This is a genomic window from Thermogemmatispora onikobensis, from assembly GCF_001748285.1.
In the GTDB taxonomy this organism is placed as follows: domain Bacteria; phylum Chloroflexota; class Ktedonobacteria; order Ktedonobacterales; family Ktedonobacteraceae; genus Thermogemmatispora; species Thermogemmatispora onikobensis.
This window is the reverse complement of sequence record NZ_BDGT01000007.1, coordinates 1-24,684: the sequence shown is the minus strand read 5'-3', so window position 1 is coordinate 24,684 and position 24,684 is coordinate 1. Positions and strand designations below refer to the sequence as shown.

Here is a 24,684-nt window from a genome sequence, read left to right as displayed (position 1 = left end):
TCGGCAGCAGCTCGCTCGTCCTCTCGCCCGGTCATTTCCAGCTCCTGCGTGGATTAGCTGCTGCTGCTGCTGCTCACACTCCAGACACGCACGCTCTTCCCGCCCGTGGAAGCGAGCAGCCCGCCATTCAGCGACCAATCCACTGCCGCCACACTCCCGTCCTGCTCTTCATAGGTGTAGAGTGGACTGTAAGCGGTTGTACTGGCCAGCCAGATGGTAGCCTGATTGCCGCTGCCAACCAGCAGCAGGCGACTATCTGGCGACCAGGCCAGAGCGGTGCAGGGGGACGATGAGACGACCTGGCCGCCCAGAAAGGCGCTGCCCTGTAGACTGATCAAGACAACCTGGCCGTCGGCTCCGGCACCTGCCAGCTGCGAGCCATCGGGCGACCAGGCCAGTGCTAGCAGGGCCACAGGTTGCCCGCTCACAGCGTCGAGTACCCTCTGACGCGCGCTCAGCGCCGCATTACGGGTCTCCCACAGCAACACGTTGCCTTGCTCATCGGCAGAGGCCAGGATGGTAGTCGCCGGTGACCAGCTCAGAGCGCTGATCGGAGCACGGCTCTCGTCCAGGAGCAGCAAGCTGCGCGCGCCAGTGCTGGCATCCCAGACCTGCACGCTGCCGTCGACTCCTCCCGAGGCGAACAAACCTATTGTGCTCCCCTTGACCGCTCGCACAGCTCCCCGATGGCCCCGATACACAAGCAGGCGCCGCTGTTGAGCCACATCCCAGACCTGGACTGTGCCATCCTCGCTGCTCGAAGCCAGCACGCTGGTGCCAGGGAGCCAGGCGAGGGAGGTAATGGCCGCGCGATGATCATCATAGCGCAGCAGCAGCTCGCCAGAGAGCGGCTCCCAGATGTGAACCGCATGCGCCAGGTCACCAGAAGCCAGATACTGCCCGTCGCTGGAGAAGGCCAGGGCGCGAACTGGGGCTTGATGGCCGCGGTAGCTCAGGGCCAGGCTCACGCTCACACGCGGGAGTGAGAGCAGATTGGCTGCCGGCGTGCGAGCGAAGACGGTCGGCGTCTGGAGGTTGGCCGAGGCCGGGATCAGGGGCAGGTCCAGCTCGCGCGCTCCAAAGATGCCCACCACGGCCCCCAGAACGAAAGGTCCAGCAATGAGCAGCAGACGACGCGGTAGCGCTGGGGCCGAAGGAGCAGCGGCGGCAGACGGTCCAGCAGATGAAGGCTGGGCCCCTGGCTGCCTGCGCTTTCCCGGGGCTGGAGATGGTTGCTGGCTTTGCCCGCGGCTGCTGGCTCGTCGGGTGCGTGGAAGACGGTGGCGGATCGACTCAAGCTGGCGGCGCACTTCTGCCGCGCTGGCTGGCCGTTTCTGGGGGGAAATCTCTACCATATGCGCCACCAGCTCATCGAGCTCAGGAGGGAGGGCCGGATCAAAGGAGCGCAGTGGGACAAAGTGCAAAGGGGCCTCTGAGGGATCAACGCCTGTGAGCATCTGGTGGAGCGTGGCCCCCAGCCCGTAGATATCGGCCTGGGGCGTGCTCTGCGCCCTGCCATACTGCTCAGGGGCCGCATAGCCAGGTGAACCCAGGGCGAGCGTATCGCGGCTCTGGCCTGGCTTGAAACGGCGCGCAATGCCAAAGTCAATCAGGCAGACCCGTCCGGCGACACTATCGAGCATGATATTGGCCGGCTTCAGGTCGCGGAAAATAATAGGCACCGGGCGCGAATGCAAGTATTCAAGGACCGTGCAGAGCTGAACGGCAATCTCCAGGGCCTCATCGAGAGGAAGGCGACCACCCTGACTGCGCTGCAGACGCTCCTCCAGCGTCTCACCCTGGATGAATTCCATGACCAGATAGCAGCAATCCTGCTCGGTAAAATACTCGTAGACCTCCGGCAGGCTGGGATGGCGCAAGGTCGCCAGCAGCGAGGCCTCGCTGTAGAAGGAGGCGATCGTCTCAGCAGCCACTCGTGGCTCTAGGTGGAAGGCCACGATCTCTTTGATAGCCACACGGCGCTCACCTTCGTGCAGGTCGCTGGCCTCATAGACCGCCCCAGAGCCACCACGTCCCAAGATACGCAGAATGTGATAGCGCTCGCGCAAAACCATCCCGGGCCAGAGCGGCACGAGCGAACGGCTGTCTACCGGTTGCGCTTCCACATCAGACTCGATCTTGATAATGATCGGCGCTCCCTGGGTCGACGAAGGGTCGGCAGTAGCTGCAGGATCAGCAGCAGGCGAGAGAGAGGCTTGACAGTACTGGCAGACCTGGGTTTCCAAACTGTTGGCGGCCCCACATGTCGGGCAAAAGGTGTAGCGGTCGGATGTTTGCATAACGGTGGTTCTTCGCACCAAGGCTAGAGCAGCTTATCGAGCAGATAGATCCAGCATGGCAGGATATCCATCTATTTGATGAAACGAAGAGAGTGCGCCGAGGTATCGGCCTCCGCCTGCCTTGCCTGCTCAGCCGCTCTGTCTGGCTGGTTGAGGAGAGCAGCACTCCCGTCCAGCCTCCGCCCAAAAGCCCAACGGCCAACGGAGGAGTCGACCGGGCATGCTCTTCCGTTGGCCGCCACCTATCCTGCTCGGGCCAGGCCAGTAGCGCCAGGCGCTCAATTACTGAGACTGAGGCAGGAAGGCATTCGTATAGAGCGAGTCGAAATTGAGCGAGCGCACGACCTGACCGGCACTATTCTTAATCTGGCCCGTATCCAGGATGAACTGAGGATACCCATGCCAGGGGGCGGAGTCCTGCCAGCCCCACTGGCGAGCTGGGTCAGCGTAGCGCGGACTCAAGAACTCCTGGCTGGCGTAGACCAGGCCGGGATCAGGAAAGGTGCCCTTGGGAGCCATATTGAGCAGCATCTGCGCCGCCTCACGCGGATGCTGGCGCGCATACTCATAGCCTCGCGCCGTCGCCGCCATGAAGCGACGCAGTACATCCGGCTCCTCCTTGATCTGGCCTGGCCCCGTAATCAAGGTGGGGGTATAGTAATCGGCAATGCCATAGCTGGTCACCGGGAAGACATTCAGCTGCACCCCCTGGCGCTGAGCCTGGATGACTTCCCAACCTTCAAAGACCCAGACAAAGTCGACACGCCCCGTCTCCAGCGCCTGCATACTATCGACATCCAGTGTCACACTGCGAAACACCCCTTTGCCACCGTCGTGCTTGATAATGGCGCTCACCACCGCCGTCTCGTAAGGCGCGCCGAAAGCTGCATAGACCTTGCCATCGAGATCGCGCGGACGCTTCAGGCCGGACTTGGCCAGCGTCACCAGCGCTGAAGTATTATGCTGGATAATAGCAGCGATCGAGACCACCGGCTGGCCGAGGGCTGCATCGGTGACCACGCCCTCGGTCGAGCTAATGCCCACATCGGCCTTGCCAGTACTGACCAGCACGTCGGGCGAGACATTCGAAGAATACGGCAGAATCTCCAACCTGATCCCTTCCTGGGCATACCATCCCTGGGCCAGGGCCACATAAATACCCGTGTGATTGGTATTAGGCGTCCAGTCGAGGGCCAGCTTGACCGTCGTCAGGGGCCGGGCTGTGCCGGTACCGGTGGGGCTGGTGCTGGTTCCAGAGCCGGCTCCATGCTGCTGCCAGAGGAAAGCCCCCACGACCACCACAATGACCAGCAGCGGGATCACAATGCTTACTGTCAAGCGCGTTCTGTTGCTCATAGGCGAGGCATCCTTTCAAGTCAAGCAAAGGCTAAAGCGCGGCGTTTCAGCGCTGCGTGCGTGCCTGGGTAAAATACCAGGGAAGGGCCAGACGCTCACAGAGGGCCACCAGGCCAAAGAGCAGGATGGTCAAGACGACAGTAATCAGGACCGCCGCCAACACATTGGCCATCGCAAAGGAGTTGGCCGAGGTCTCCATATAGAGGCCCAGGCCCTTCTCGGCACCGACGTACTCGCCGACAATGGCCCCCGTAACGCTGTAGGTGACGGCAATGCGCAAGCCGGAGAAGAAGGCCGGTAAGGCCCCTGGCAGACGCACCAACCAGAGGATCTGCCAGCGCGAGGCGTGCATGCTCCGCAGGACCTTGATCAGCTCCGGCTCGACGCTCAGCAGCCCATCGGCACAGGCCACGGCAATAGGAAAAAAGCAGTAGAGAATCACCAGCAAGACCTTGGGCAGCAGGCCGTAGCCGAACCAGACCAGCAGCAACGGCGCCAGCGCCACCATTGGGATGGTCTGCGAGGTCAGTAGCAGCGGGTAAAGCGCGCGCCGTACCCAGGGAGAGAGGTCGAGCAGCACGGCAATAAGCAGACCCAGGACTACCGAGATAGCCAGGCCGATCAGGGTCTCGACCAGCGTCTGTAAGGTGTGCTCGTAGAGGAGGTCCCAATTGGTCACTAGCGCCTGCAGCATAGCCGTGGGAGCTGGCAGAATGAACGGACTCACCCGGGCAAGGCGCACATAGCTCTCCCAGAGTACGAGGAGCAGCGTGGCGAGCATAATGGCCGGTCCATAGCTGGCCAGCCTGCGCAGAGTAGTGGAGGCACTGCCGTTCATGCCGTCTGCTCCTTTAGCAGCAAGCTGATCAATTCTTGTTCGAGACTGGCCGCCGCGGGCGTGGCTAGCTGCTCTGGGCGCCGCGGGCGCGGCAGCTCCACCTCGACGACGCGCAGCACACGGGCCGGGCGAGCACTGAAGATGTAGATGCGGTCCGAGAGCAGGATGGCCTCCCGAACATCATGGGTAATAAAGAGAATGCTGGCCTGGAGACTCTGCCAGAGTTCCTGCAGCCACATCTGTAAAGAGAGGCGCGTCAGGGCATCGAGAGCGCCAAAAGGCTCGTCTAACAGGAGAAAAGAGGGATGAAAAAGCACGGTGCGCAGTAGAGCCACGCGCTGGCTCATTCCGCCGGAGAGCGAGGCCGGGTAGTGATTGGCGAACTCGCTCAGACCAAAGCGCTTGAGCAGCTCGCGGGCCTGTTCCCGCGCCAGCTGGCGCGGGACCCGGCGAATGTCCAGGCCCAACATGACATTCTCTTCGACGGTTCGCCAGGGCAAGAGCAGCGGCTGCTGCGGCATGTAGCCCGTCTTGCCGGCGCGCTCGCCATTCACTGCGCCGTCAAGCATAATGGTGCCGCCGGTCGGTTCCTCGACTCCGGCAATGATATTAAACAGGGTACTTTTGCCGCAGCCGCTGGGGCCAACAATGGTCACAAACTCGCCCACGTTCACCGTCAGATCGATGCCAGCCAGTGCCTCTACGCTCTGTCTCCCGGCGCGGTAGCAGTGCGTGACTCCCGTCAGCTGCAATTTGGGCGAAGGCATTGCTGTTGCTCCACGATCGGTCACTAACAAGGCTAAGTCTGCGCGCCTGGTAGCCGCGCAGAACAGAGTGGCGCGCTGAAAGGGGACCGAAACAGCCACTCTCAGGAGAGGAACCCAAAGCAAAGGTATGAAGCGCAAAGTAGAGCAGAACGAGCCTCATTGCAATGGCTCGCGCCTTGCCCTCCGGCTCAGTTCGGAGTTGGCAGCGAGCAGTCTATGCAGCGGGGGAAGAGGCCGCCACGCGCCACCAACCTAGCTGCAGCACCGCGCAGCAGGCACCGTGGTAGCTTTTGCACCTGTATCGACAATCGGCGGGCGCTCATGCATGGGCTTCTGGTGTGTGGCGATGAGGCAGAGATTGCTGCTCATACGCATCCCCCTCGCTGGGCTGGCTCGCTCAGGACCGGTGCACCTCTTGCGAGCGCCGAGGGCGAATGCGCTCGCCGCTTCCCTCCGCTGGTATTACCCAGATCAGGTTTTCAGGGTCGGCAAACCATCTGTCGATGGTCGCCCTCTCAGCCTGGAACGGCTCCCCTAGCAGCGCCATTAGATAGAATGACAGTACAGAACAGAAAATGCTGTGTTTGACGCTTCCTCAGATCAGGAAACTGCAGGAGCCGCGCCGCACGCCGGTTTGACCGCTCGCTCGCCAGCCCCTGCACCGCTATTATAGCCCATAAGCGCGACCGCTGTGAAGTGAGTGCGTTCCAGAGCAGAGAGGCAGAGCACCCTCGGAAGCAGAGCAGGCCGGCCTGGACCGGGTCCGTGCGCCCCCACCTCTACCAGGCAGCTTTTGCCAGACACTCACTCCGGCAGTGACGGACGTGTTAGAATAAGACTACCCCTGCCGGGCGCTAGCCGAGCGTGCGAGCCTGACCCAGTACCGTGGTGCCACGCGAGCAGGCACTCTGGCCTGGGCAAGGCGTCAGCCACAATCACGCACCACTACCATACGATCAGTCAGGCTGCTGGTAGAGTTGCCCGAGCGAGATCACGGTCCAGAGAAGAGGACAGAAGAGAGGAGAGCGGAGGCATGTCTGGTAGACTCGGCCTTGAATTGCTCATTATTTTTCTGTTAATGGTCGCCAACGGTTTCTTCGCGGCTTCAGAGATTGCCACCGTTTCGGCGCGGCGTGGCAGGCTTCAGCAGCAGGCCCAGGCTGGGAAGAAACGGGCCCGACAGGCCCTGGAGCTGGCCGAGGAACCGGACCGCTTTCTCGCGACCGTCCAGGTAGGCATTACTCTCATCAGCACCCTGGCAGCGGCCTTCAGCGGCGCCAGCCTGAGTGGTCCACTGGCAGCCTGGCTGCGCACGCTGCCCCTCGTCGGCGCTTACGCCGATAGCCTGGCGCTGGCCATCGACGTCCTGCTGATCACCTACTTCACGCTGGTCATCGGCGAGCTGGCCCCCAAGCGCCTGGCATTGCAGCACGCCGAAAGTGTGGCCAGCGCCGCCGCCCCCGTCATGAGTCTACTGTCGCGCCTTGCCCGCCCCATCGTCGGCCTGCTCACGCTCTCCACAAACCTCCTGCTACGCCTGCTCGGCCAACGGACCGAGGCGCAGCCAGAGGTCACAGAAGAAGACATTGTCTACCTGACCCATGAAGGTTTCACCAGTGGAGCAGTCGAGCGCGAAGAAGAGGAATTTATTCGCCGCGCCCTCCACTTTGCAGATCGCACTGTGCGCGAGGTGATGCGCCCACGCAGCGAAGTTGTGGCCATTGAAGCCAGCGCTCCTCTCGAAGAGGTAGCGCGTGTCTTCCGCGAGAGCGGCTACAGCCGCCTACCGGTCTACCGAGACACGATCGACAACGTTCTCGGTATCCTGCACGCCAAAGACCTGCTCTACATGTTGACTGGCAGCGCCAGCCGAGACTATCTACGCCTGTTGCGCACACCGATCTTTGCTCTGGAGCAGCAGCACCTGGACGATTTGCTGCGCCGCTTCAAGCGCGAGCGGGCCCAGATTGCTATGGTCATCGACGAATACAGCCAAGTGAGCGGCCTGGTAACTATGGAGGATCTGCTAGAGGAGCTGGTGGGCGAGATCCAGGATGAGTACGATGTGGACGAGGAGCGCAGCATCGTCCAGCGAGAAGATGGCTCGTGGCTGGTCGATGGCCTGGAGAGCTACGAGACCGTCCGTGAACAGATTGGGCTGCCGCCCATCCCCGAGGAAGAGCGCGGGCAGTACAACAGCATCGCCGGCCTGGTGCAGGCTCACCTCGATCGTATTCCCCACGAAGGGGACCGGCTGACCCTGGGCAATTTTGAGCTGGAAGTGATTGATATGGATGGCCGGCGCGTCGATAAGGTCCTGATCCGCCGGCGGCAGCCAGGCGAGCAGGCTCACGAAGACGAACAAGAGACCTCCGCCTGAAGCGGTCTCCTGATCCCACCAGGGATCTCCGCCGCCCCAGGGCGCTCCGCGCCGGCGAGTTGCAGCTCTTGAACCGGCGGCGATCACCGCCACACAGCCACACAGCCACACAGCCAACCAATCAGAGAGAGCGCGCCAGCCACCACTGGCTCGCCGGCGCTTGCGAGAGCTGGTCAGCGTACAAAAACACGGGATCAGCTAGCTGAGGGAGAGCACCAGTTTCCCGAAGTTACGATTCTCTCCCATCTGGCGATGGGCCTCGGCAATCTCCTCCAGTGGATAAACCCGCTCAATGACTGGCCTGACCCTGCCGCTCGCCAACAAAGGCAGGACCGAGGTGGCAAAGCGGCGCGTGACGGTCAGCTTCTCCTCCAGACTGCGTGCGCGCAAGGTTGAGCCGCGAATTTGCAAGCGTTTGGCCATCAGCAGCCCGAGATTGATCTCAGCCTGGGCCCCGCCCATTGTGGCCAGAATGACCATGCGCCCCCAGGGAGCGAGGGCCTCCATATTCTGGGCCAGGTAGGCGGAGCCAACGAAGTCCAGCACCACATGCACGCCCTGCCCTCCAGTCAAACGCTGCACCTCAGCGGCGAAATGCTGAGCAGAGAGGGCATGGTCCAGCCCCAGCTCACGGGCCTGCTCCAGCTTGGCCGCGGTGCGCGCAGTGCCGAAAGTCATGGCTCCAGCAGCATGGGCCAGCTGAATGGCCGCCGTGCCCACGCCGCTGCCGGCGGCATGGATCAGTACACGCTCGCCCATCTGCAGGCCCGCCTGCGTAAAGAGGGCATCGTGAGCGGTCATGAAAACCTCGGGAACACCTGCCGCCTGCACAAAGTCGAGATTGTCGGGGATTTCTACCAGCAACCCTTCATGAACGACGAGGTACTCGGCCTGGGCCCCTCCTCCGGCCAGGCCCATCACGCGCTGCCCTGGACGCCAACGGCGGGCCAGCGGCCCCAACGCATCAACGGTTCCCGCAAACTCCAGCCCGGGAATATCGGGAGGCGCATCAGGAGGCGGCGGATAGCCACCCGCCCGCTGCAGCAAATCGGCCCGATTGAGGCCAGCAGCATGGACACGCACACGCACCTGATCGCCCTGGGGCTCTGGCGTCGGCACCTCGCGAACGGCCAGGACCTCGGGTCCTCCCGGATGAGTGATCACCACTGCTCGCATCGAAACTGTTCCTCCATTCCATCAACAGATTCCATTTCAGACCGCAGGCTGCTTACAGCCCGTGCTCTCTTCCTTCCTTCCTTTAACCTTATCACATTTCTCCCCAGGCCGCGGCGGTCAGGTACGGGTACGACCCGCCCAGCCAGCCAGGAGCGTAGGCGCGCTGTAGAGGCTATGGTATAATGGCCCCAAGAATCGGTAGTCTGCCCAGCCCGCCAATCGGTCTAGACCAGAGAGAAAGAGATCGCCCACTTGAGGTAGGAGATATATAGGCAGAGGAGAGGACGCAGCTTCTATGTTCACCCTTAGCGACATTCGTCAGGCTTGCGGCGACAGTGCTCGCTTCTACGGTCTGGCCTCCGAGGAAACGGAGCGCCTCTTCCCAGCAGCCCATCACGATAGCCGTCAGATCGCCCCCGGGGACCTGTTCATCGCCCTCAAGGGTCAGCACGTCGACGGCCATCGCTTCATTCCCGATGTCGCCCGCCAGGGGGCCGGCGGTGCCCTTTGCAGCCAACCCGCCGAGGACGTCCCCCCCTCCTTCTTGCAGATCGTCGTCCCCGACGTCCTTCAGGCCCTGCACGCCATCGCCCGCCAGCGCGCCCAACGCCAGCAGGGCACAATCTTCATCGGTATCACCGGCAGCAATGGCAAAACCAGCACAAAGGAAGCTATCGCCACTGTTCTCAGCAGGCAGGCGCCGACCCTCAAAACCTTCGCCTCCTATAATAACGAGATCGGCTATCCCCTGACGCTGCTGCGTCTGGAGCCGCAGCACCGCTACGCCGTGCTCGAAATGGGGGCCCAGTGGGTAGGAGAGCTGGCCTGGCTCTGCAGAACCATCGCCCGCCCACAGTGGTCGGTCATTACCAACGTCGGCAGCGCTCATCTCGAATTCTTCAAATCGGTCGAGGGCATTGTCCAGGCCAAAGGCGAACTTGTTGAGGCCCTGCCTCCCGATGGTATCGCCTTCCTCAACGACGATGATCCCCGCGTACGCGGCATGGCTGCCCGCACCCAGGCGCGCGTTGTCTACTACGGCACCGGCGAGCAGGCCGAGGTGCGAGCCATTCCTGATGGAGGTGACCCACTACGCGGGCGGCGCTTTCTCCTGAGCTACCACGGCGAGCAGTGTCCAGTTCAGCTGCACATTCCTGGTGACCACGGCATCTACATCGCCCTCGCAGCGGCGGCGGTTGGCTGTGCCGCGGGCCTGCCCCTGGCCGAAATTCGCGCCGCCCTGGAATCGCTGGCGCCGGTCAAAGGACGCGGCGAAATCAAGCCAGGGCCAAACGGCAGCACCCTTATCGACGACAGCTACAACGCCAGCGCCGAATCGATCATCGCCATCGCACGCGCCATGCAGGCCACGCCAGTCGAGGAAGGAGGACGGCGCTGGGCCGTGCTGGGCGACATCTTCGAGCTAGGACCCTACGCTGAGCGCGAGCACCGGCGTGCCGGCGAGGCCCTCGGCAGCCTTGTGGACTATCTCGTAGCCATTGGTGATCAGGCCCGCCACTACGTCGAAGGAGCCAGAGCTGCCGGTCTACCACCGGAGTGCGCCCATTATTTCCCCGCTGACCCGCAGGACCGTAGCGCTCTGGAAGAGGCCAAGCGCGCCGCGGCAGCCCTGCTGATGGCGGAGGTCTACCCTGCCGACCTGGTTCTCCTCAAAGGCTCGCGCGGCATGGCGATGGAAACCATGCTCAAACTGTGGTCAGCAGAGCCAGGGGCCCCTGCCGGGCGGACAGGCGGCCCACAATAAGAGGGAAGAGAGGAAGGAGAGAGCAAAGCATGCAGAGCGAGCAGCATTCCCAACCAGAGGCACGCAAACTACGCATCGGGGTCATCTTCGGTGGTCGCTCGGGCGAACACGAAGTCTCCATCGCCTCCGCCACCTCCATTATCGAGCACCTCGACCCCAACAAATACGAGGTCGTCCCCATTGCCATCACCCAGGAAGGGCGCTGGCTGCTTGGAGCCGATCCACAGCGTCTGCTCGCAGCCGAAAGAGGGCAAGGGGAGCAGGTTCTCAAAGAGAGTCTGGCAGTGACCTTGCCAGGCGATCCGACTGTGGGGCACCTGGTGCCGCTGAGCCAGCCTGAGAACGTCGGGCAGATCCTGGAAGCAGGCCGGGTAGACGTCATCTTTCCGGTGTTGCACGGCACCTACGGCGAAGACGGCACCCTGCAGGGTCTGCTCGACATGGCCGGTGTGCCCTACGTTGGCTGTGGTGTCCTTGGCTCCGCCCTGGGCATGGACAAAGAAAAAATGAAAATGATCTTCCAGGCCGTTGGCCTTCCCATCGTCGACTACCTGGTCTACCGTCGCCACGACTGGGAGCGTGACCCCGGCCCCATCCTCGAAGCCGTGGAGGCCCGGCTGGGCTATCCCTGCTTCATCAAGCCGGTTAACCTCGGCTCCAGCGTCGGCATCAGCAAAGCCCACAACCGCAAGGAGCTGGAACAGGCCATTGCCTTCGCCGCCGAATACGACCGCAAAATCATCGTTGAGCGCGGCATCGACTGCCGTGAGCTGGAGTGCGCTGTTCTGGGGAACGACGAGCCGCTGGCCTCAGTGGTAGGCGAAATCATCCCGAGCAACGAATTCTACGACTATCGCGCCAAGTACATTGACAACCGCTCCCAGATCGTCATACCCGCTGACCTCCCACAGGAGACCGCCGAGCAGGTGCGGCGCCAGGCCGTTCAGGCCTTTCTGGCCCTTGACCTGAGCGGCCTGGCGCGCGTCGACTTCTTCCTGGAGAAAGCCAGTGGACAGCTTTACATCAACGAAGTTAACACCATGCCCGGCTTCACCACCATCAGCATGTACCCGAAGCTCTGGCAGGCCAGCGGCCTTCCCTACGAGCAGCTCCTCGATCGCCTGATCGAGCTAGCCCTGGAGCGCCACACCGACCGGCAGCGCAACCGCACCCAGCTCCAGCTCTAGCCTGTCCGCCAGCCAGTCAGACAGACAAGCAGCCAGGGAGCCAGAGAGCACACAGGTCAGCATCAGCACAGCAGCAAGCAGAGCAGAAAAAAGCAGGAGACAGAGAAAGCACTATGGCCCACATCCATCAGCGACGTACCACACGCACCACCATCGCCGCCATCAGCGTTGAGCCGCTCAACATTCCCCTGTTGGAGCCATTCACCATTGCCACCGGTAGCACCAGCGAGGCGCGCAACGTCCTCATCACTGTCACGCTGGAAGATGGCAGCGTTGGCTATGGTGAGGCCGCGCCCTTCCTGCCCAGTCTAGGCGAAGACCAGAACACGGCGCTGGCTGCCGCCCAGAGCTGCGTCGCCCTGCTGCAGGGCAAAGACGCCGCCCACTGGCGCAGCCTGGCCCGTCTCTTACGCAGCCTCTATTTCAGCCAGTCTTCCGTCTGCGCCGGCTTCGAAATGGCCCTCCTCGACGCCCTGACCCATTCCTACGGCCTACCGCTCTATGCCTTCTTTGGCGGAGCCAGCAATGCTGTCGAGACCGACATCAGCATTCCTCTAGTCGAACCTGAGCACGCCTACGAGCTGGCGCGGGCCGCCGTCGGACGTGGCATTCACACCATCAAGATCAAAGTCGGCAGCGACGTCCGTGAAGATGTGGCACGAGTCGAGGCGGTGCGCGAGGCCGCGCCCAACGTGGGCCTGACCCTGGACGCCAACCAGGGCTATACACCCGCCGAAGCCCTGCTCTGCCTGGAAGCTCTCGACGAGCGCGACATCCGCCCGCTGCTGCTCGAACAGCCGGTCCCCAAAGACGACTACGAAGGACTGCGCTACGTCACCCAGCACAGCCGCGTCCCGGTCGCTGCGGACGAGAGCGCTTACAGTGCCGCCAACGTCGCCCACCTGATCGCGATGGGCGCAGTCAACGTGGTCAACATCAAGCTCATGAAAAGCGGCATCGTCGAAGCCCTCGACATCGCCGCTGTCTGTCGCGCCACCCACACGCAGCTGATGATCGGCGCCATGATGGAGTCGCGCCTGGCTATCAGCGCCGCTGCTCATTTCGTTGCTGGCCTGGGCGGCTTCCGCTTCATCGACCTCGACACTCCGATGCTGCTGGCCGCCGACCCGTTCACCGGTGGCTACGAACAACGCGGTGCTATCTATGATCTCTCGGGCATCGAGAGCGGCCTGGGCATCAGCCGGCGCCAGTGAGGCGGCGACCCGCTGCCCGCTGGCTCGCTGGTGCTGGCCAGTGGCCACAGGAGCGCCGGAAACTGCTAGCGATAGGAAGCCGCCTGCAGATTGAACAGTTCCGCATAGCGTCCTCCGTGCGCCATCAGCTCCTCATGGCTGCCCTGCTCAATCACCTCACCCCGCTCCAGTACCAGAATATGGTCGGCCACACGTACCGTCGAGAAGCGGTGGGAGATAAAGATGGCAATGCGCCCACGGGTCAATTCGCGCATGCGCGCAAACAGCTCATGCTCGGCCTGAGCGTCGAGGGCCGAAGTCGGCTCATCGAGAATGAGAATCTGAGCATCGCGCATGAAGCCGCGGGCCAGGGCCATCTTCTGCCACTCGCCGCCCGAGAGATGGTGACCCTCCTCAAACCAGCGCCCGAGCATCGTCTCGTAGCCCTGGGGCAGGCGAGCAATCACCTCGTCGGCCCCACTCTTCTGGGCTGCCGCCGTGATCCGTGCTCGATCCTCAATGAAGTCAACCTGGCTAATGCCGATGTTCTCGCGAGCCAGCAGCTGGTATTGCACGAAGTCCTGGAAAATGATGCCGATCTCGCGGCGTAGCTCGTCGGGATCGTATTCGCGGATATCGTGGCCATTGATGAGGATCTGGCCCTCCTGGGGATCGTAGAGACGCGCCAGCAACTTGACCAGGGTGGTCTTGCCGGCCCCATTGCGCCCAACAATGGCCAGCGTCTGGCCGGCCTCCAACTTAAAGCTTACGTTGCGCAGCGCCGGCTCCTGCCGTCCCTCGTAGCAGAAAGTCACGTTGCGGAACTCGATGCCGCGCGTAAATGGGCGCTCCAGTGGTACAGGATTGGCCGGACGCGGCATCTCGGGGCGCAGGGCCAGGACCTCAAAGAGCGTGCTCAGGTACAAATTATGTTCATACATCGATGAGAAGCCGCCCAGAATACTTTGAAAGTTATTCTGCACCGAGTTAGCGGCCTGGGTATAGAGCGTCAAGTCGCCGATCGAGACGCGCCCATAGATGGCCTGAATGGCCACATAGAGAAAGGTGCCGCTGCTCACCAGCGTCGTCAGTGTCCCCCAGCCGAAGCCGGCCAGGTAGCGCCGTACCACCAGTCGGCGTTCTTCGCTGAGGAAGCGCTCAGCGAACTGCTTAAAGCGCTCAATGAAGAACAGCCCCAGGTTGAAGATCTTGATCTCCTTCTGATAGGAGTCGGTGGTTAGCAGGTTGACCAGATAGGCTTGCATGCGCCGCTCTTGAGACTGGCGCCGCCTGAGCTGAAAGCCGCGCCAGCCGTAGCGCGCATCGGCGATAAAGGCAGGCACTGGAGCCACGAGGGCGATGACGGCCAGCCACCACTCCAGCCGCACCAGCAAGACGATCATCGAGCTAAAGGTGAGAGCGTTGCGCAGCAGGGAAAAGGTGCCGCCGATCATCATCACCGGGCGCAGCATAGCCTCTTGCTGCACTTGTTGCAGCTTATCATAGAATTCGGAGCGTTCGAAAAAGGCCATATCGAGCGTATGAGCGTGCTCGATCAGCAGGTACTGGACGCGGCTGGCCGTTTCATCCTGCAGGATCTGCTGAAACGTATTGCTCAACGTACTTAGCAGGCTCATCAAGAGGTTGAGCAACAGCTGCAGCCCGGCCAGGATGACAATCACGCGCAGATAAGAGCCGGCGCGCGCGCTCTCCCTGACGGCCATGACAACAGCATCTAGCAGGAGCTTGTTGAGATAAATCGTTGAGGCTGGTACGAAGGCCAGCAGCAGAGTATTGAGAGCCAGGCCCAGGGTCAGCCAGGGATTGGTCTCCCAGACCAGGCGCAGAGAGCGTGCCAGGCCGGTCAAGGCCCCTGGCACGCTCCGCACAAAGCGAAGGAGACGTTCTCGCCATGAGAGGTTTTCGTCCTTTTCGCTCTGTCGCCTGAAAGGTGATGGTCTGCTCCTTATATTCGATTGATAGAGCATATTCCCCTACAGCGTTGATTTGATGTATTGCGCTGCTCGGTGAGCCAGCGCCATGATCGAGAGCATCGGATTGACGCCGGAGGGCGAGGGGAAGACGCTACCATCGCAGACAAAGAGGCCGCGCACACCATGCACCTCATGATTGCCATCGACCACGGCCTGCCGTGGATCGTTGCCCATACGACAGGTCCCCATCTGGTGGGCGGTGAAGACCATGAGGCGATTGGGGGCCAGGCCGTGGCGCTCAAGCTGGCGTTCGAACGCGCGAAACTTTCCTTCATCGAGAGTGCCGTTGGCGGCGCGATCGATGCGGGTGCGCCGTGTATGCAGCGAGAGCACGGCACGGGCTCCGGCGGCGAAATGCACGCGCGCGGCCTGGGCCATGCCGTGGAGCAGATGGCGGCGATCGTAGACCGAGACCACGTAATCGATGACCGGCTCGCCATCTTTGTCGAGGGAGACGCGGCCCTCGCCGCGATCGCGGGTCAGCACGATGAAGGCCGCCACGTAGGGTGCCTGCAGCAGCTCGCGGCGATAGTCGCGAGCTGACCACCAGGGCAGAGCCACGCCGAGCATCCCCGGATGCACGGGAGCGGTCTCCAGCTTGTAGCCGTAGGTGCCGTCCAGATGGCCGAACTGGTTACTGTAGGCTGACTGCAGGACCCCCTTCCAGGGGTAGATCTTGTCAGGATAGAGGCCAGCTATCACCGCCGTTGGGTGCAGATAGAGATGGCGCCCAATGTGTGGATTGCTCAGGCCGGAGCGCAGTAAGAGAGCCGGCGAGTGAATGGAGCCCGCTGCCACAATAACCGCCCGCGCTCGCACGGTCAGGCGACTGAGGCGCCCACTCAGAGGATCGCGCACGCTCGCCACGACGCCAACGGCGCGCCCCTGCTCGATCAGCACGCGATCAGCGCTGCAGTTCACAATGATGCGGGCGCCAGCCTCAAAAGCATCTTGCAAATAGGTGGTGAGCGTCGATCGCTTGCAGCCATAGCGGCAGCCGAAACAACAGGTGCCACAGCGCTGATTACAGCCGACAGCATTGCGCCGCAGCACGCCCGCATGGTAGCCCAAGGCGGCGCAGCCATCGGCCAGAACCTGATTCTGCCGATTGTGAGCGCTGTTCTCCAGATTGACGCTGATGCGCTCCTCCACGGCAGCGAAACTGTCCTGCAGGCTCTTGCCCGTCAGCTCGGTCACGCCCGATTGCCTCGCCCACTCGTCCAGGATGTCCTCCGGAGTCCTGAAGGAGGTCATCCAGTTGACGACCGTCCCTCCGCCAAGCGTGCTGCCAGCGAGGACGGTGATGCCGAGGTCGCGCGAGGTCAAGAGGCCCCGCTGCAGGTAGAGTTCGGTCATCCCTCGCCCTTCCTCAACAGGAAAGGTCTCTTCATTATAACATCCCCCTTTCTCAAGGACCACCACGCTCTTGCCGGCACGGGCCAGCTCCCCGGCGACGACTCCCCCACCAGCCCCGGAACCGATGACGACGGCGTCGGCCTCCAGAGTGGTATCGTTTTCGATAGGGAAAGGCTGCAGGGAACGTGCGACGGTCGCTGGCGGGTCCTGGGGCGGCGTGTAATCCAGCACCTCCCAGTTGGGATTGCGACCCCGCTCATCGAGAGCCGCAAAGAAGATAAAGCCGGCCAGTCGCTTCATGGCCTGGAAGCCCTGGCGTAGCAGACCAAGTGGACTGTTGGCCAGAGCCAGGAGATAGCGCTCGCGCAGCTCCTGGGACAGACTTGTGAAGGACTGCGGCCTGCCAACCAGGAGCAGGGAGGTAAGTGGACTGCTCAGGAGGGCGAGAAGCTGGCGAATCTGCCCTTTGCGCTCTTCTCCTTCCAGGGCCAACATCTCGGCCATGCGCTGAGCAACCTGGAGGTCAGCGGCCCGCCGTCGATAGTAGGCGGCTTCTTCGGCGCTCACTCCCGCGGGCGGCTCCAGCGAGGGAAGCAGGGTATCACAGATGGCTTCCAGAACGGCAAACTCGGCAGGCGAGAGCCACGCCGCTCCCTGACTCTGACGCTGCACGATGGGTGATAGCACAGTGGAGGAGATGGTCATTGAGTGTACCTCCTTCCTTTCGCTCAATACACTGGATCATGCCAACGTCGCATGATTTTGGGCAAAGCAATGCAGCCACAGTGAAGAGCCGACATATCTCTATAGTGTAGGTAAGTATAGCATAATCCGACTCGCTCTTCAGGCATGCCTTCGGCGCCCCGTGCCACTTCCCAAGCGCCTTCAGGGCCTCTGAGAAAATCTGACTGACAGTCAGTCAAGATCTCCTTGGCCCGAGGAGAGAGGGGAGGGGGCAGAGCTGTCACGCCGCCAGTAGTGAGCAGCTGACCGCTGGCGGGGAGCACAGGGGGAGGGGCTGGTGGCGTGGCATGTGAGCGAGCCAGGCCAGGCAGGCAGGCTGTGGAGTGAGAATGACGCTGAGGATAGCGGCCTGGCTGGTTGGGTTGGCTGGCTGGTGCTGAGTGGAGTCTCCCGCCCTGGCTGCGCTGGCACGGCGGGAGAGCAGCGGTCGGTCGGTAGTGGGCGACCGGCCACTCACTCAGCTCAGGCCATGCTGCTGCGATAGACAGTCATGGCGCTGGAAATCGGTTTGGAGGAGGCGCTGAGGGATCAGGCGAAAGAGGCCCGTTCCGATTTGGGCCGCATTCGTCAGGGTGCGCAGGGCCAGCAAGGCCCCAATGCGCGTCTCCTCGCTATAGTCGAGCAGCTCAACCATATGATCGAACTCGGCCTGCGTCAGCACCTCGTAGGACAGGTCAGGGCGCACCAGCATTGTCAAGTCGAGGTCGACGTAGCGCACACCTGCCACCTCGATTGTTGGTGGCAAGATGATGGTCGCATACGTATAGAGCAGATCGCAGCCATTGTAGAAGGCGCTCAACATATACCAGCGCTCCGGCCAGAAGAACTGGAGACAATGATGGCGCAGTGGGCGTGTTCCGGTGGTCCACTCCATCAGCGTTCCTGCGGGCAGCCAGAGACGCAGGCAGTCGGCACCTGGCGAGGCCGTTGGAGGATCGCTCAGCTGCACCTCTGGAGAGAGGCGCCAGGCACGCCAGGTGCCGCGCAGCACTCCATCATAACTGCGACTCTCGACACGAAAATCCGCTTGCATACGTATACTTCTCCCTTCCATCCGCCTCATAGTACGCAAATCTGCCCGGTTCGTCAAGCTGGGCGGGAGGAGTATGCGGGTCCAGGTTCACCTTCTACTGTTGGTGGTGAGCAGCTCTTGCTTTGCCGGCAGGCTCCAGTGCTTACTCAAAAACTGCTATCTCTCAGTCAGCGAAATATAGTAGAATACAGCGAGAGATTTGCCTTACGCCATCGTCAGAGCAAGCCTGAGAGCGAGAAAGAGTCTCCTGTGCTAGCGAGAGCAACGAGCAGGAGTTTAGAAAGAGTACAGAGATCATGCTGCGCTGTCCGCGCTGTCAGACGCAGAATCCGTCGCATGCCAAATTCTGCTTTGCCTGCGGCCTTCGCTTCCTGATCTGCCCATACTGTGGTACGGCCAACCCTCCAGTGGCTCGCTTCTGCATCGAATGTGGACGGCTTCAGAGCCAGAAGGGGCATGAGCAGGAGCCAGCGGAGACCTCGCCCTGGCCGGTGCCAGCCTTTCGCAGTGGAGGAGAGGGGTGGCCGGGGTCCGAGGCGTTACCTCAGCTGCCGGCACCGATGTCCGCGCTGGAGCCGACTGTGGAGCAGGCGTCTACGCCGCGGCCCGCCTTGAGGACGCCCGAAGAGCGGCGTGTGGTGACGGTGATGTTCGCTGACATTATCGGTTCGACGCCGCTGGCCGATCGCCTTGATCCAGAGGATCTACGGGCCATCCTTGCCGGCTATTTCACCTTGATGACAGAGCAGATTCGCCGCCACGGCGGTACTGTCGAGAAATATATCGGGGATGCCGTCATGGCTGTCTTTGGCCTGCCGCTGGCGCACGAAGATGATCCCGACCGGGCCATTCGGGCCGCACTCGACATGCAAGCGGCGCTGGTGCGCTTCAACCAGGAGCGTCGCCAGCGCGACCCAGAGGCTGTGCTTCTCCAGATGCGTATCGGAATCAATACCGGCGAGGTAGCCACGCCTGGGCCTGATGGTAGCCTCAGCAGCCGCCGTGATTTTCTGGTGACAGGCGAGGCGGTCAATCTCGCCGCGCGCCTGCAGCAGGTGGCCAGTCCCGACACTATCCTGGTAGGAGAGCGCACCTATCTGGCCACGCGTGAGGTCTTCCGCTTTCGCCCGCTGGCCCCCTTGCAGCTCAAGGGGAAGGCGGAGCCAAGCCGGGCCTGGGTAGTGCTGGGCCTGGCGGACGAGCAGCCTGCCAGTTCACTGGTAGCACGCGCCCGCCGCGGTCTGCTGGCCCCGTTGATTGGGCGCTCGTTGGAACTGACCTTGATGCATGCAACTTATGCTCGTGTATTGGCCGAGTGTCAGCCTCATTTGATCACGTTGCTGGGTCCCTCGGGCATTGGCAAGTCGCGCCTGGTGCACGAGTTCATCGAACGCGAGCAGGAGAAAGCTCGCAGTACGACAGGCACGGATCAAGTGCCGGCGCCTCTGGTGATGCATGGGCGCTGCCCTCCTTACGGAGAGGGTATCACCTACTGGCCGCTGATCGAGATTCTTCGGGCCTTGCTCCAGGTGCAATATAACGAGAGCGATGAGGATATCCATCGACGTTTCACGGCCTTCGTCAGCGAAGTATTGGAGAGGACCGGGCACAAAGAAGATGCTGCGGATGTGGCTGAGGCTATCCTGCTGAGTGTCGGGCGCCACCTCGGGCGGTCGATAACGTTGCCGGGCGGTGAGCGGCGCGAGCGGCAGCGCATGGCCCATACGCGCAATCTGGAGCAGAGTGGCACTCAGATGACCTTACTGCGTTCCTGGCGCATCTTCCTGGCCGCGCTGGCTCAGCAGCAGCCGCTCATCCTCGTCATCGATGATCTCCAATGGGCGGATGAGGCTTTGCTCGATCTGCTGGAGCACCTGATGGGGCGGCTGAGCAACGTTCCGCTTCTCTTGCTCTGCCCCGCACGGCCCGAGTTTCTGGAGCGGCGCCAGGATTGGGGTGGGGGACAGCGCAATTTTACGACGATTGTGCTGGAGGCTCTCTCCGCCGAGGAAAGCAAGGAGCTGGTGCGCGCTTTGCTGAAGAACACCGAGCTGCCAGAGGCTCTCTGTCACACGATCCTGTCCCGGGCTGAAGGCAATCCTTTCTTTGTGGAGGAGCTGATCCGCATGTTCATTGACCAGGAGATTCTGGTCTATGAGCAGGATAGCTGGCGCGTGGCCCGCGAGAAGGAGCATCTTCTCAGCGAATTGGCCAGCCCGGCAGGGCCTCCCGATGATGCTCTGCTGGACCTCCATTATACGCTGCCCTTGCCGCGGGTTCCCGATACTATCCAGGGGGTGCTGGCGGCGCGCATCGATTTGCTCAGTCCGGTCGAAAAGCATGTCTTACAAAAGGCGGCGATCATCGGGCGCACCTTCTGGCTCTCGGGCTTGCGCGAGCTGACCGCTGACCTGGATGAGGAGACGCTCCTGCAGACGCTGGAGTCGCTGATCACGCGCGACTTCATCTCTGAGTCGGAGCGGCGCGATCGTAGCCCTGTTGAGAACGATCGGGTCTTTAGCTTCAAGCATATTCTGACGCGCGATGTGGTCTATCACACGCTTTCGCGGGCGCATCGTGCTCTGAGTCATGCCCAGCTGGCACGCTGGCTGGAAGAGCAGGTCGACGGGCGCACTGATCGCTTCGTTGAGCTGCTGGCTTATCATTACCAGCAGGCAGCCGCTAACTGGACGCCCAGTCTGCTGGCCGGTCTGGCCGAGGAAACAGAGCCAGCGCTGACGCTGCAGGAGCTGCGTCAGCGAGCGACGGCTTACTTGACGAGCGCTGGCGATCAGGCGCTGCGCAGCTACTATACGATTCGGGCCATCCAGGCTTACAGCGATGCCTTGGAGCTGTTGAATGAGAGTGGAGCAGACCGCCGTGCACTGGCGCGCATGCATGAGAAGCTAGGCGATGCCTTCACACAGCGCGCCAATCTCAAGGAAGCCTGGCAGGCTTACCGGCTGGCACTCCAGCTGCTGGAAGCCGAAGCTGAGCCGCCTTCGGCTGATCTCCTTTATCTTTACGATAGTCTGGCCGAGCTGGCAACACGCTGGGGGCCGTGGCACGACGCTCCCCCCGATATGGATGAGGTGCGTGCCTACATCGATGCCGGTCTGGCCCTCGCAGAAGATCAGGGTGACCGCTCCGTCTTTCTGACTTATCTGGCTCTGTGGTATATGTGCCAACGGGAGGATGACCCCAATGACGTCGACGAGCGAGCCAGGCAGGCGGAGCAAGCCCTCACGAGCGCCCGCGAGGCGCGGCGCCTGGCCGAGGAGGCTCAGGATGTGGAAGCGCTTTGGCTGTCTCTCGATGCGCTCGGGGGGATCTATATGAAGCTCTGCGACTATGCGGAAGCTCATCGCACTCAGCACCAGCGTCAGCAGCTTCAGGCCCAGATTACTCGTCAGCAGGGGCGTCAGGATCGACAGGAGCTGCACGATCTCTACTATTCTCTGGGATGGGTGCACTTTTTTATCTGTGACTATCCAACGGCGGCGCGCTGGTTCGGTGAGTCGTGGCAGGTTGCCCAGACGATGGAAAGCCCGTCGTTGCTCCTGCTGAGTATGCTGGGGCGCATCCACGTCTGGTACGAATGGGAGCGCTGGGATGATGCGCGTGAGGCGGCGCAGAAGGCGCTGCAACTGATCGAGCAATACCAGCTTGAAGAGATGTGGGAGATCGACGCCCTGAAGCATCTGGTGATGATTGCCTACCAGACGGGTGACTACGGGAGTGGGGAGCGCTACCTGCGTCGCCTGAAGCTTCTCGGTGAGCAGGCAAGCTCTCGTCTGCTGCGCCTGGATCTGGAATTAGTTCTGCAGCTTGCGCACGAAGACTGGGGCGGGGCAGCGGAGACGCTCAGGGAGGAGATTCGACGTCACGAGCCTTTCGTGCGACCAGAGCAGCAGGCCCTCCTGGCCGAGCTTCTGGTTCAGATTGGCGCCTCGGCTGAGGAGCAGGCCACGTGGTGTCAGCGTGCGCTGGCGGCAGCCCGCCGGTCGCAGGCGGCGAAGGCCGAGGGCCGAGCCTGGCGCGCACAGGGCCGTATGGCCCTGGCTCTGCAGCGCTGGGAGGAGGCGCGGACCTCTCTGCAGCAAGCCTTAGCGCTTTTTGAGCGTCTCGACCTCCCCTGGGAACGTGGCCAGACCCTCTACTACCTGGGCGAGCTGCATCGGAGACAGGCGGCCAGCGCTCAGCTCCCCGATGCCGCGAGACGGTGGCGCGAGCTGGCCCGTCGCTACTTTACGCAGGCGCTGGGCTTCTTTACGGCCTTGCACGCTGTACGCGATAGGGAGCGAGTCAACAATGCTCTGCAAGAGCTGCGATAGCGACTCGCGCACAGTGGGTGGTAGAAGATCGCTTATCGCTCACCCAGGGTTTCGCAGCGCCACCAGTATTCATCGTGCCAGAGGCGGGTCGAATCCCAGGCCGCTCCCATTGCGCGGGGCAGCGTCGCCAGGTGGACCTGCTGTAAGGTGGCGCCGGCCTCCGCCAGGTAACGCTGGACGCTACGTAAAGCCAGGTGCGGCGTATTGTTGACCTGGCTCAGATGAGCCAGCCAGATCCAGCGCAGGCCATCGGCACGCCAGGTTTGCAGGATCGCCTGGGCTGCCTGCTCGTTAGAGAGATGACCAGTAGGGCTGAGAATACGCATCTTGAGGGCATAGGAGTAGGGACCACGCAGGAGCCTTTCGCGATCGTGATTGGCCTCTAGAATCAGCAGGTCGGCCTGACGCATGGCCTCTAGCATGATTGGGGTGACGGAGCCGCTATCTACTACCACACAGACTCGACATCCTCCGGCAGAGAGCAAGTAGCCACAGGGAGCCGCGGCATCGTGAGGGACCGGGAAGGAAACGATCTCGATATCGCCAAGCAGGCAGGAGCTGCCAGCGGGCAATGCCAGTGTTCGTCGCAAGGGCTGCGATGAGGCTCTCCCTCTCTCTACACGAGCACGCTGTTGCTCATCCTGTCCTTGTCTGACAGGGTATTCTTCTCCTGGACGGTGAAAGCGAGGTTGTGCTGCGTCAGGTCGGCTGCCAGCTGTCGTGTTCGGTTCCTGCCCCTGCCGCGAGTTGTCCACCAGAGCTGCCAGAGTGGCAGGGTCAGCGATGACGAGAGGATCGTAGCGCCTCAGCAGCGTGGGAAGGGCCATTGTGTGGTCATCATGTTCGTGAGTGAGGAGAACAGCAAGTATCTGGGCGGGAGAAACGCCAGCCAGATGGAGACGGTTGATCAGTGTGCGACAGGGCAAGCCAGCATCGATCAGGAGCCTGGTTCGTCCGTTAGGGCCTGCCTCGATGAGCAAGGCGTTGCCACTGCTCCCACTCCCCAGAGAAATGACGCGCATAGACTCTCTACCAGACCTGTTCTGATATCTCTTGCTTTTGCTGTATCTTTTCTAGTTCTTGCTATCAACTGACAGGTAGGCTGGCTGGCTGGCTGGCCTCCTCTTGCGGCATCAGCGGGCAGGTTGCTCAGGCAGGCCGAGCAGGAGGCGTGCGTTTTCGCCCAGGATTTTGGTCAGCTCATCGGCGCGGAGGCCGGCCTGCTGAATATGCTCGATGACGCGGCGCTGGCGCAGCAAGGCATAATCGCTGGCAAAGAGAATGTGCTCGGCACCTACCAGTCTGGCCACCGTCGGGAAGATAGCTGGACGGTAGAGGAAGACCGTTGCAGCAGTATCATACCACACCAGGGAACAGGCTTGCTGCACCTCTGGCATCAACGTATAAAAGGGTAGGCCCCCACCCCAATGGGCTGCGACGAAGCGGACGTCAGGAAAAGCCGTCAGAAAGGCGACCACGTCGGCTACAGAGACATCGCCTTTGCCAGGATAGAGGTGGCCCACTGGCTCGCTGCAGTGGGAGAGGACCAGCAAGCGATAGTGGCGCACTACCTCAATGAGAGGGGCCAGCAAATGAGTGTCGCTCAGGCGATAGCCCTGGCCGTGGGGCATGAGTTCGCCCATGCCGATCATGCCCGCCTGGGCGCAGCGTGCCAACTCATGCACTGCCCTCCTCCCTGCTGTAGGCAAGATGACCGCCATGCCATAGATGCGGCCCGGATAGCGCCGCATAGCATCGAGAACGTAGCTGTTCCCTTCTTCAATCAGGCCCGGATCGGTCCAGCCGAAGGAGAAGGCCACAGAAGCATCCACGCCTGCCTCATCCATTTCCGCGATCAGGTCCTCAGCTGTGGCCAGCTGAGCGCGAGGATTGGCATAGAGTGTCCGGAACCAGGGGTCGCGCTCGCAGTAGCGCTCACGTTGCTGACAAATATGAGGAGGGAAGAGGTGGGTATGGAAATCAATGATCATGCTCTGCTGCGCTTCTAGAAGGGTGACCGAAGCTACAAAAAAAGGGCGTTGCCCACGCGGCACGCCCCTCTTCCTGCTTCTCTGACGCTCTTTCTTACCCACTTGCTTGTGCGGAAAGCAACAGCGAAACAGGGAGAACCTTACAACTGGGTGGTGTCTTGCCTCAATTTTGCTGAGGGAGAAGTGCCGTCGCGACAGCGGGGAAGCGTCGCGCGTTCCATCTTTGACGATAGCAGGCGGTCAGCGATCTTTTGCAGTATCATAAGGGAA

At 62.0% G+C, this 24,684-nt stretch carries 15 protein-coding genes and 1 riboswitch; of the genes, 5 read left to right on the top strand and 10 right to left on the bottom strand.

What is annotated here, in order from left to right; all coding sequences use genetic code 11:
* Positions 1-53: 53 nt before the first annotated feature.
* The 4 genes from BGC09_RS04865 to BGC09_RS04850 form a co-directional block, all read right to left on the bottom strand.
* Positions 54-2,300: a WD40 repeat domain-containing serine/threonine protein kinase gene (locus tag BGC09_RS04865; protein ID WP_069802672.1), complete on the bottom strand. Its 2,247-nt coding sequence runs from the start codon at positions 2,298-2,300 to the stop codon at positions 54-56.
* Positions 2,301-2,582: 282 nt separating this feature from the next.
* Positions 2,583-3,656 carry an ABC transporter substrate-binding protein gene (locus BGC09_RS04860; RefSeq protein WP_069802670.1) on the bottom strand — a complete coding sequence of 358 codons (1,074 nt, stop codon included), beginning with the start codon at positions 3,654-3,656 and terminating at the stop codon, positions 2,583-2,585.
* A 46-nt stretch (positions 3,657-3,702) separates the two neighbouring features.
* On the bottom strand, positions 3,703-4,494 hold the full coding sequence (locus BGC09_RS04855; RefSeq protein ID WP_069802669.1) for an ABC transporter permease: 792 nt from the start codon (positions 4,492-4,494) through the stop codon (positions 3,703-3,705).
* Positions 4,491-5,261, bottom strand: a complete 771-nt coding sequence (locus BGC09_RS04850; RefSeq protein ID WP_069802667.1) for an ABC transporter ATP-binding protein — start codon at positions 5,259-5,261, stop codon at positions 4,491-4,493. The genes BGC09_RS04855 and BGC09_RS04850 overlap by 4 nt, the downstream gene beginning before the upstream one ends.
* Before the next feature lie 431 nt (positions 5,262-5,692).
* Positions 5,693-5,807: riboswitch (TPP riboswitch) on the bottom strand.
* 487 nt (positions 5,808-6,294) lie between these two features.
* Here BGC09_RS04850 and BGC09_RS04845 point away from each other — a divergent pair.
* The gene (locus BGC09_RS04845; protein WP_069802665.1) at positions 6,295-7,641 is read left to right on the top strand and encodes a hemolysin family protein; all 1,347 of its coding nucleotides are present in this window, start codon (positions 6,295-6,297) and stop codon (positions 7,639-7,641) included.
* Between the two features lie 198 nt (positions 7,642-7,839).
* Here the strand turns inward: BGC09_RS04845 and BGC09_RS04840 are convergent, their stop codons facing one another.
* Positions 7,840-8,817, bottom strand: coding sequence for an NAD(P)H-quinone oxidoreductase (locus BGC09_RS04840; protein WP_069802663.1), 978 nt, complete (start codon positions 8,815-8,817; stop codon positions 7,840-7,842).
* A gap of 295 nt (positions 8,818-9,112) precedes the next feature.
* On the opposite strand from BGC09_RS04840, the gene BGC09_RS04835 reads away from it, so the two are divergent.
* The 3 genes from BGC09_RS04835 (at position 9,113) to BGC09_RS04825 (ending at position 12,983) form a co-directional block, all read left to right on the top strand.
* The gene (locus tag BGC09_RS04835) at positions 9,113-10,582 is read left to right on the top strand and encodes a UDP-N-acetylmuramoyl-tripeptide--D-alanyl-D-alanine ligase (RefSeq protein WP_084657954.1); all 1,470 of its coding nucleotides are present in this window, start codon (positions 9,113-9,115) and stop codon (positions 10,580-10,582) included.
* A gap of 29 nt (positions 10,583-10,611) precedes the next feature.
* Positions 10,612-11,769, top strand: coding sequence for a D-alanine--D-alanine ligase family protein (locus tag BGC09_RS04830; protein ID WP_069802661.1), 1,158 nt, complete (start codon positions 10,612-10,614; stop codon positions 11,767-11,769).
* 113 nt (positions 11,770-11,882) lie between these two features.
* A complete protein-coding gene (locus BGC09_RS04825) occupies positions 11,883-12,983 on the top strand; it encodes a dipeptide epimerase (RefSeq protein WP_069802659.1) in 1,101 nt (366 codons plus the stop codon).
* A 65-nt stretch (positions 12,984-13,048) separates the two neighbouring features.
* On the opposite strand, the gene BGC09_RS04820 is transcribed toward BGC09_RS04825, so the two are convergent.
* The 3 genes from BGC09_RS04820 to BGC09_RS04810 form a co-directional block, all read right to left on the bottom strand.
* Positions 13,049-14,851, bottom strand: coding sequence for an ABC transporter ATP-binding protein (locus BGC09_RS04820; protein WP_176728842.1), 1,803 nt, complete (start codon positions 14,849-14,851; stop codon positions 13,049-13,051).
* A gap of 105 nt (positions 14,852-14,956) precedes the next feature.
* Entirely contained in the window at positions 14,957-17,017 is a 2,061-nt protein-coding gene (locus tag BGC09_RS04815) for a GMC family oxidoreductase (protein WP_069802655.1), read from the bottom strand.
* A gap of 496 nt (positions 17,018-17,513) precedes the next feature.
* The gene (locus tag BGC09_RS04810) at positions 17,514-18,089 is read right to left on the bottom strand and encodes a ribonuclease FAU-1 family protein (protein WP_069802653.1); all 576 of its coding nucleotides are present in this window, start codon (positions 18,087-18,089) and stop codon (positions 17,514-17,516) included.
* Positions 18,090-18,385: 296 nt separating this feature from the next.
* Between BGC09_RS04810 and BGC09_RS04805 the strand changes: the two genes are divergently transcribed.
* On the top strand, positions 18,386-22,423 hold the full coding sequence (locus BGC09_RS04805) for an adenylate/guanylate cyclase domain-containing protein (RefSeq protein WP_069802652.1): 4,038 nt from the start codon (positions 18,386-18,388) through the stop codon (positions 22,421-22,423).
* Positions 22,424-22,455: 32 nt separating this feature from the next.
* Here BGC09_RS04805 and BGC09_RS04800 read toward each other — a convergent pair whose 3' ends face one another.
* Both BGC09_RS04800 and BGC09_RS04795 read right to left on the bottom strand, forming a co-directional pair.
* Complete coding sequence (locus BGC09_RS04800; protein ID WP_069802650.1) at positions 22,456-23,445, bottom strand: MBL fold metallo-hydrolase; 990 nt, start codon at positions 23,443-23,445, stop codon at positions 22,456-22,458.
* Positions 23,446-23,556: 111 nt separating this feature from the next.
* On the bottom strand, positions 23,557-24,414 hold the full coding sequence (locus tag BGC09_RS04795) for an amidohydrolase family protein (RefSeq protein WP_069802844.1): 858 nt from the start codon (positions 24,412-24,414) through the stop codon (positions 23,557-23,559).
* Positions 24,415-24,684 lie beyond the last annotated feature (270 nt).

Bases quoted from the DNA above. Each gene is read 5' to 3' on its own strand.
- BGC09_RS04865 (WP_069802672.1), bottom strand. From the start codon at position 2,300: ATGCAAACATCCGACCGCTACACCTTTTGCCCGACATGTGGGGCCGCC.
- BGC09_RS04860 (WP_069802670.1), bottom strand. From the start codon at position 3,656: ATGAGCAACAGAACGCGCTTGACAGTAAGCATTGTGATCCCGCTGCTG.
- BGC09_RS04855 (WP_069802669.1), bottom strand. From the start codon at position 4,494: ATGAACGGCAGTGCCTCCACTACTCTGCGCAGGCTGGCCAGCTATGGA.
- BGC09_RS04850 (WP_069802667.1), bottom strand. From the start codon at position 5,261: ATGCCTTCGCCCAAATTGCAGCTGACGGGAGTCACGCACTGCTACCGC.
- BGC09_RS04845 (WP_069802665.1), top strand. From the start codon at position 6,295: ATGTCTGGTAGACTCGGCCTTGAATTGCTCATTATTTTTCTGTTAATG.
- BGC09_RS04840 (WP_069802663.1), bottom strand. From the start codon at position 8,817: ATGCGAGCAGTGGTGATCACTCATCCGGGAGGACCCGAGGTCCTGGCC.
- BGC09_RS04835 (WP_084657954.1), top strand. From the start codon at position 9,113: ATGTTCACCCTTAGCGACATTCGTCAGGCTTGCGGCGACAGTGCTCGC.
- BGC09_RS04830 (WP_069802661.1), top strand. From the start codon at position 10,612: ATGCAGAGCGAGCAGCATTCCCAACCAGAGGCACGCAAACTACGCATC.
- BGC09_RS04825 (WP_069802659.1), top strand. From the start codon at position 11,883: ATGGCCCACATCCATCAGCGACGTACCACACGCACCACCATCGCCGCC.
- BGC09_RS04815 (WP_069802655.1), bottom strand. From the start codon at position 17,017: ATGACCATCTCCTCCACTGTGCTATCACCCATCGTGCAGCGTCAGAGT.
- BGC09_RS04810 (WP_069802653.1), bottom strand. From the start codon at position 18,089: ATGCAAGCGGATTTTCGTGTCGAGAGTCGCAGTTATGATGGAGTGCTG.
- BGC09_RS04805 (WP_069802652.1), top strand. From the start codon at position 18,386: ATGCTGCGCTGTCCGCGCTGTCAGACGCAGAATCCGTCGCATGCCAAA.
- BGC09_RS04800 (WP_069802650.1), bottom strand. From the start codon at position 23,445: ATGCGCGTCATTTCTCTGGGGAGTGGGAGCAGTGGCAACGCCTTGCTC.
- BGC09_RS04795 (WP_069802844.1), bottom strand. From the start codon at position 24,414: ATGATCATTGATTTCCATACCCACCTCTTCCCTCCTCATATTTGTCAG.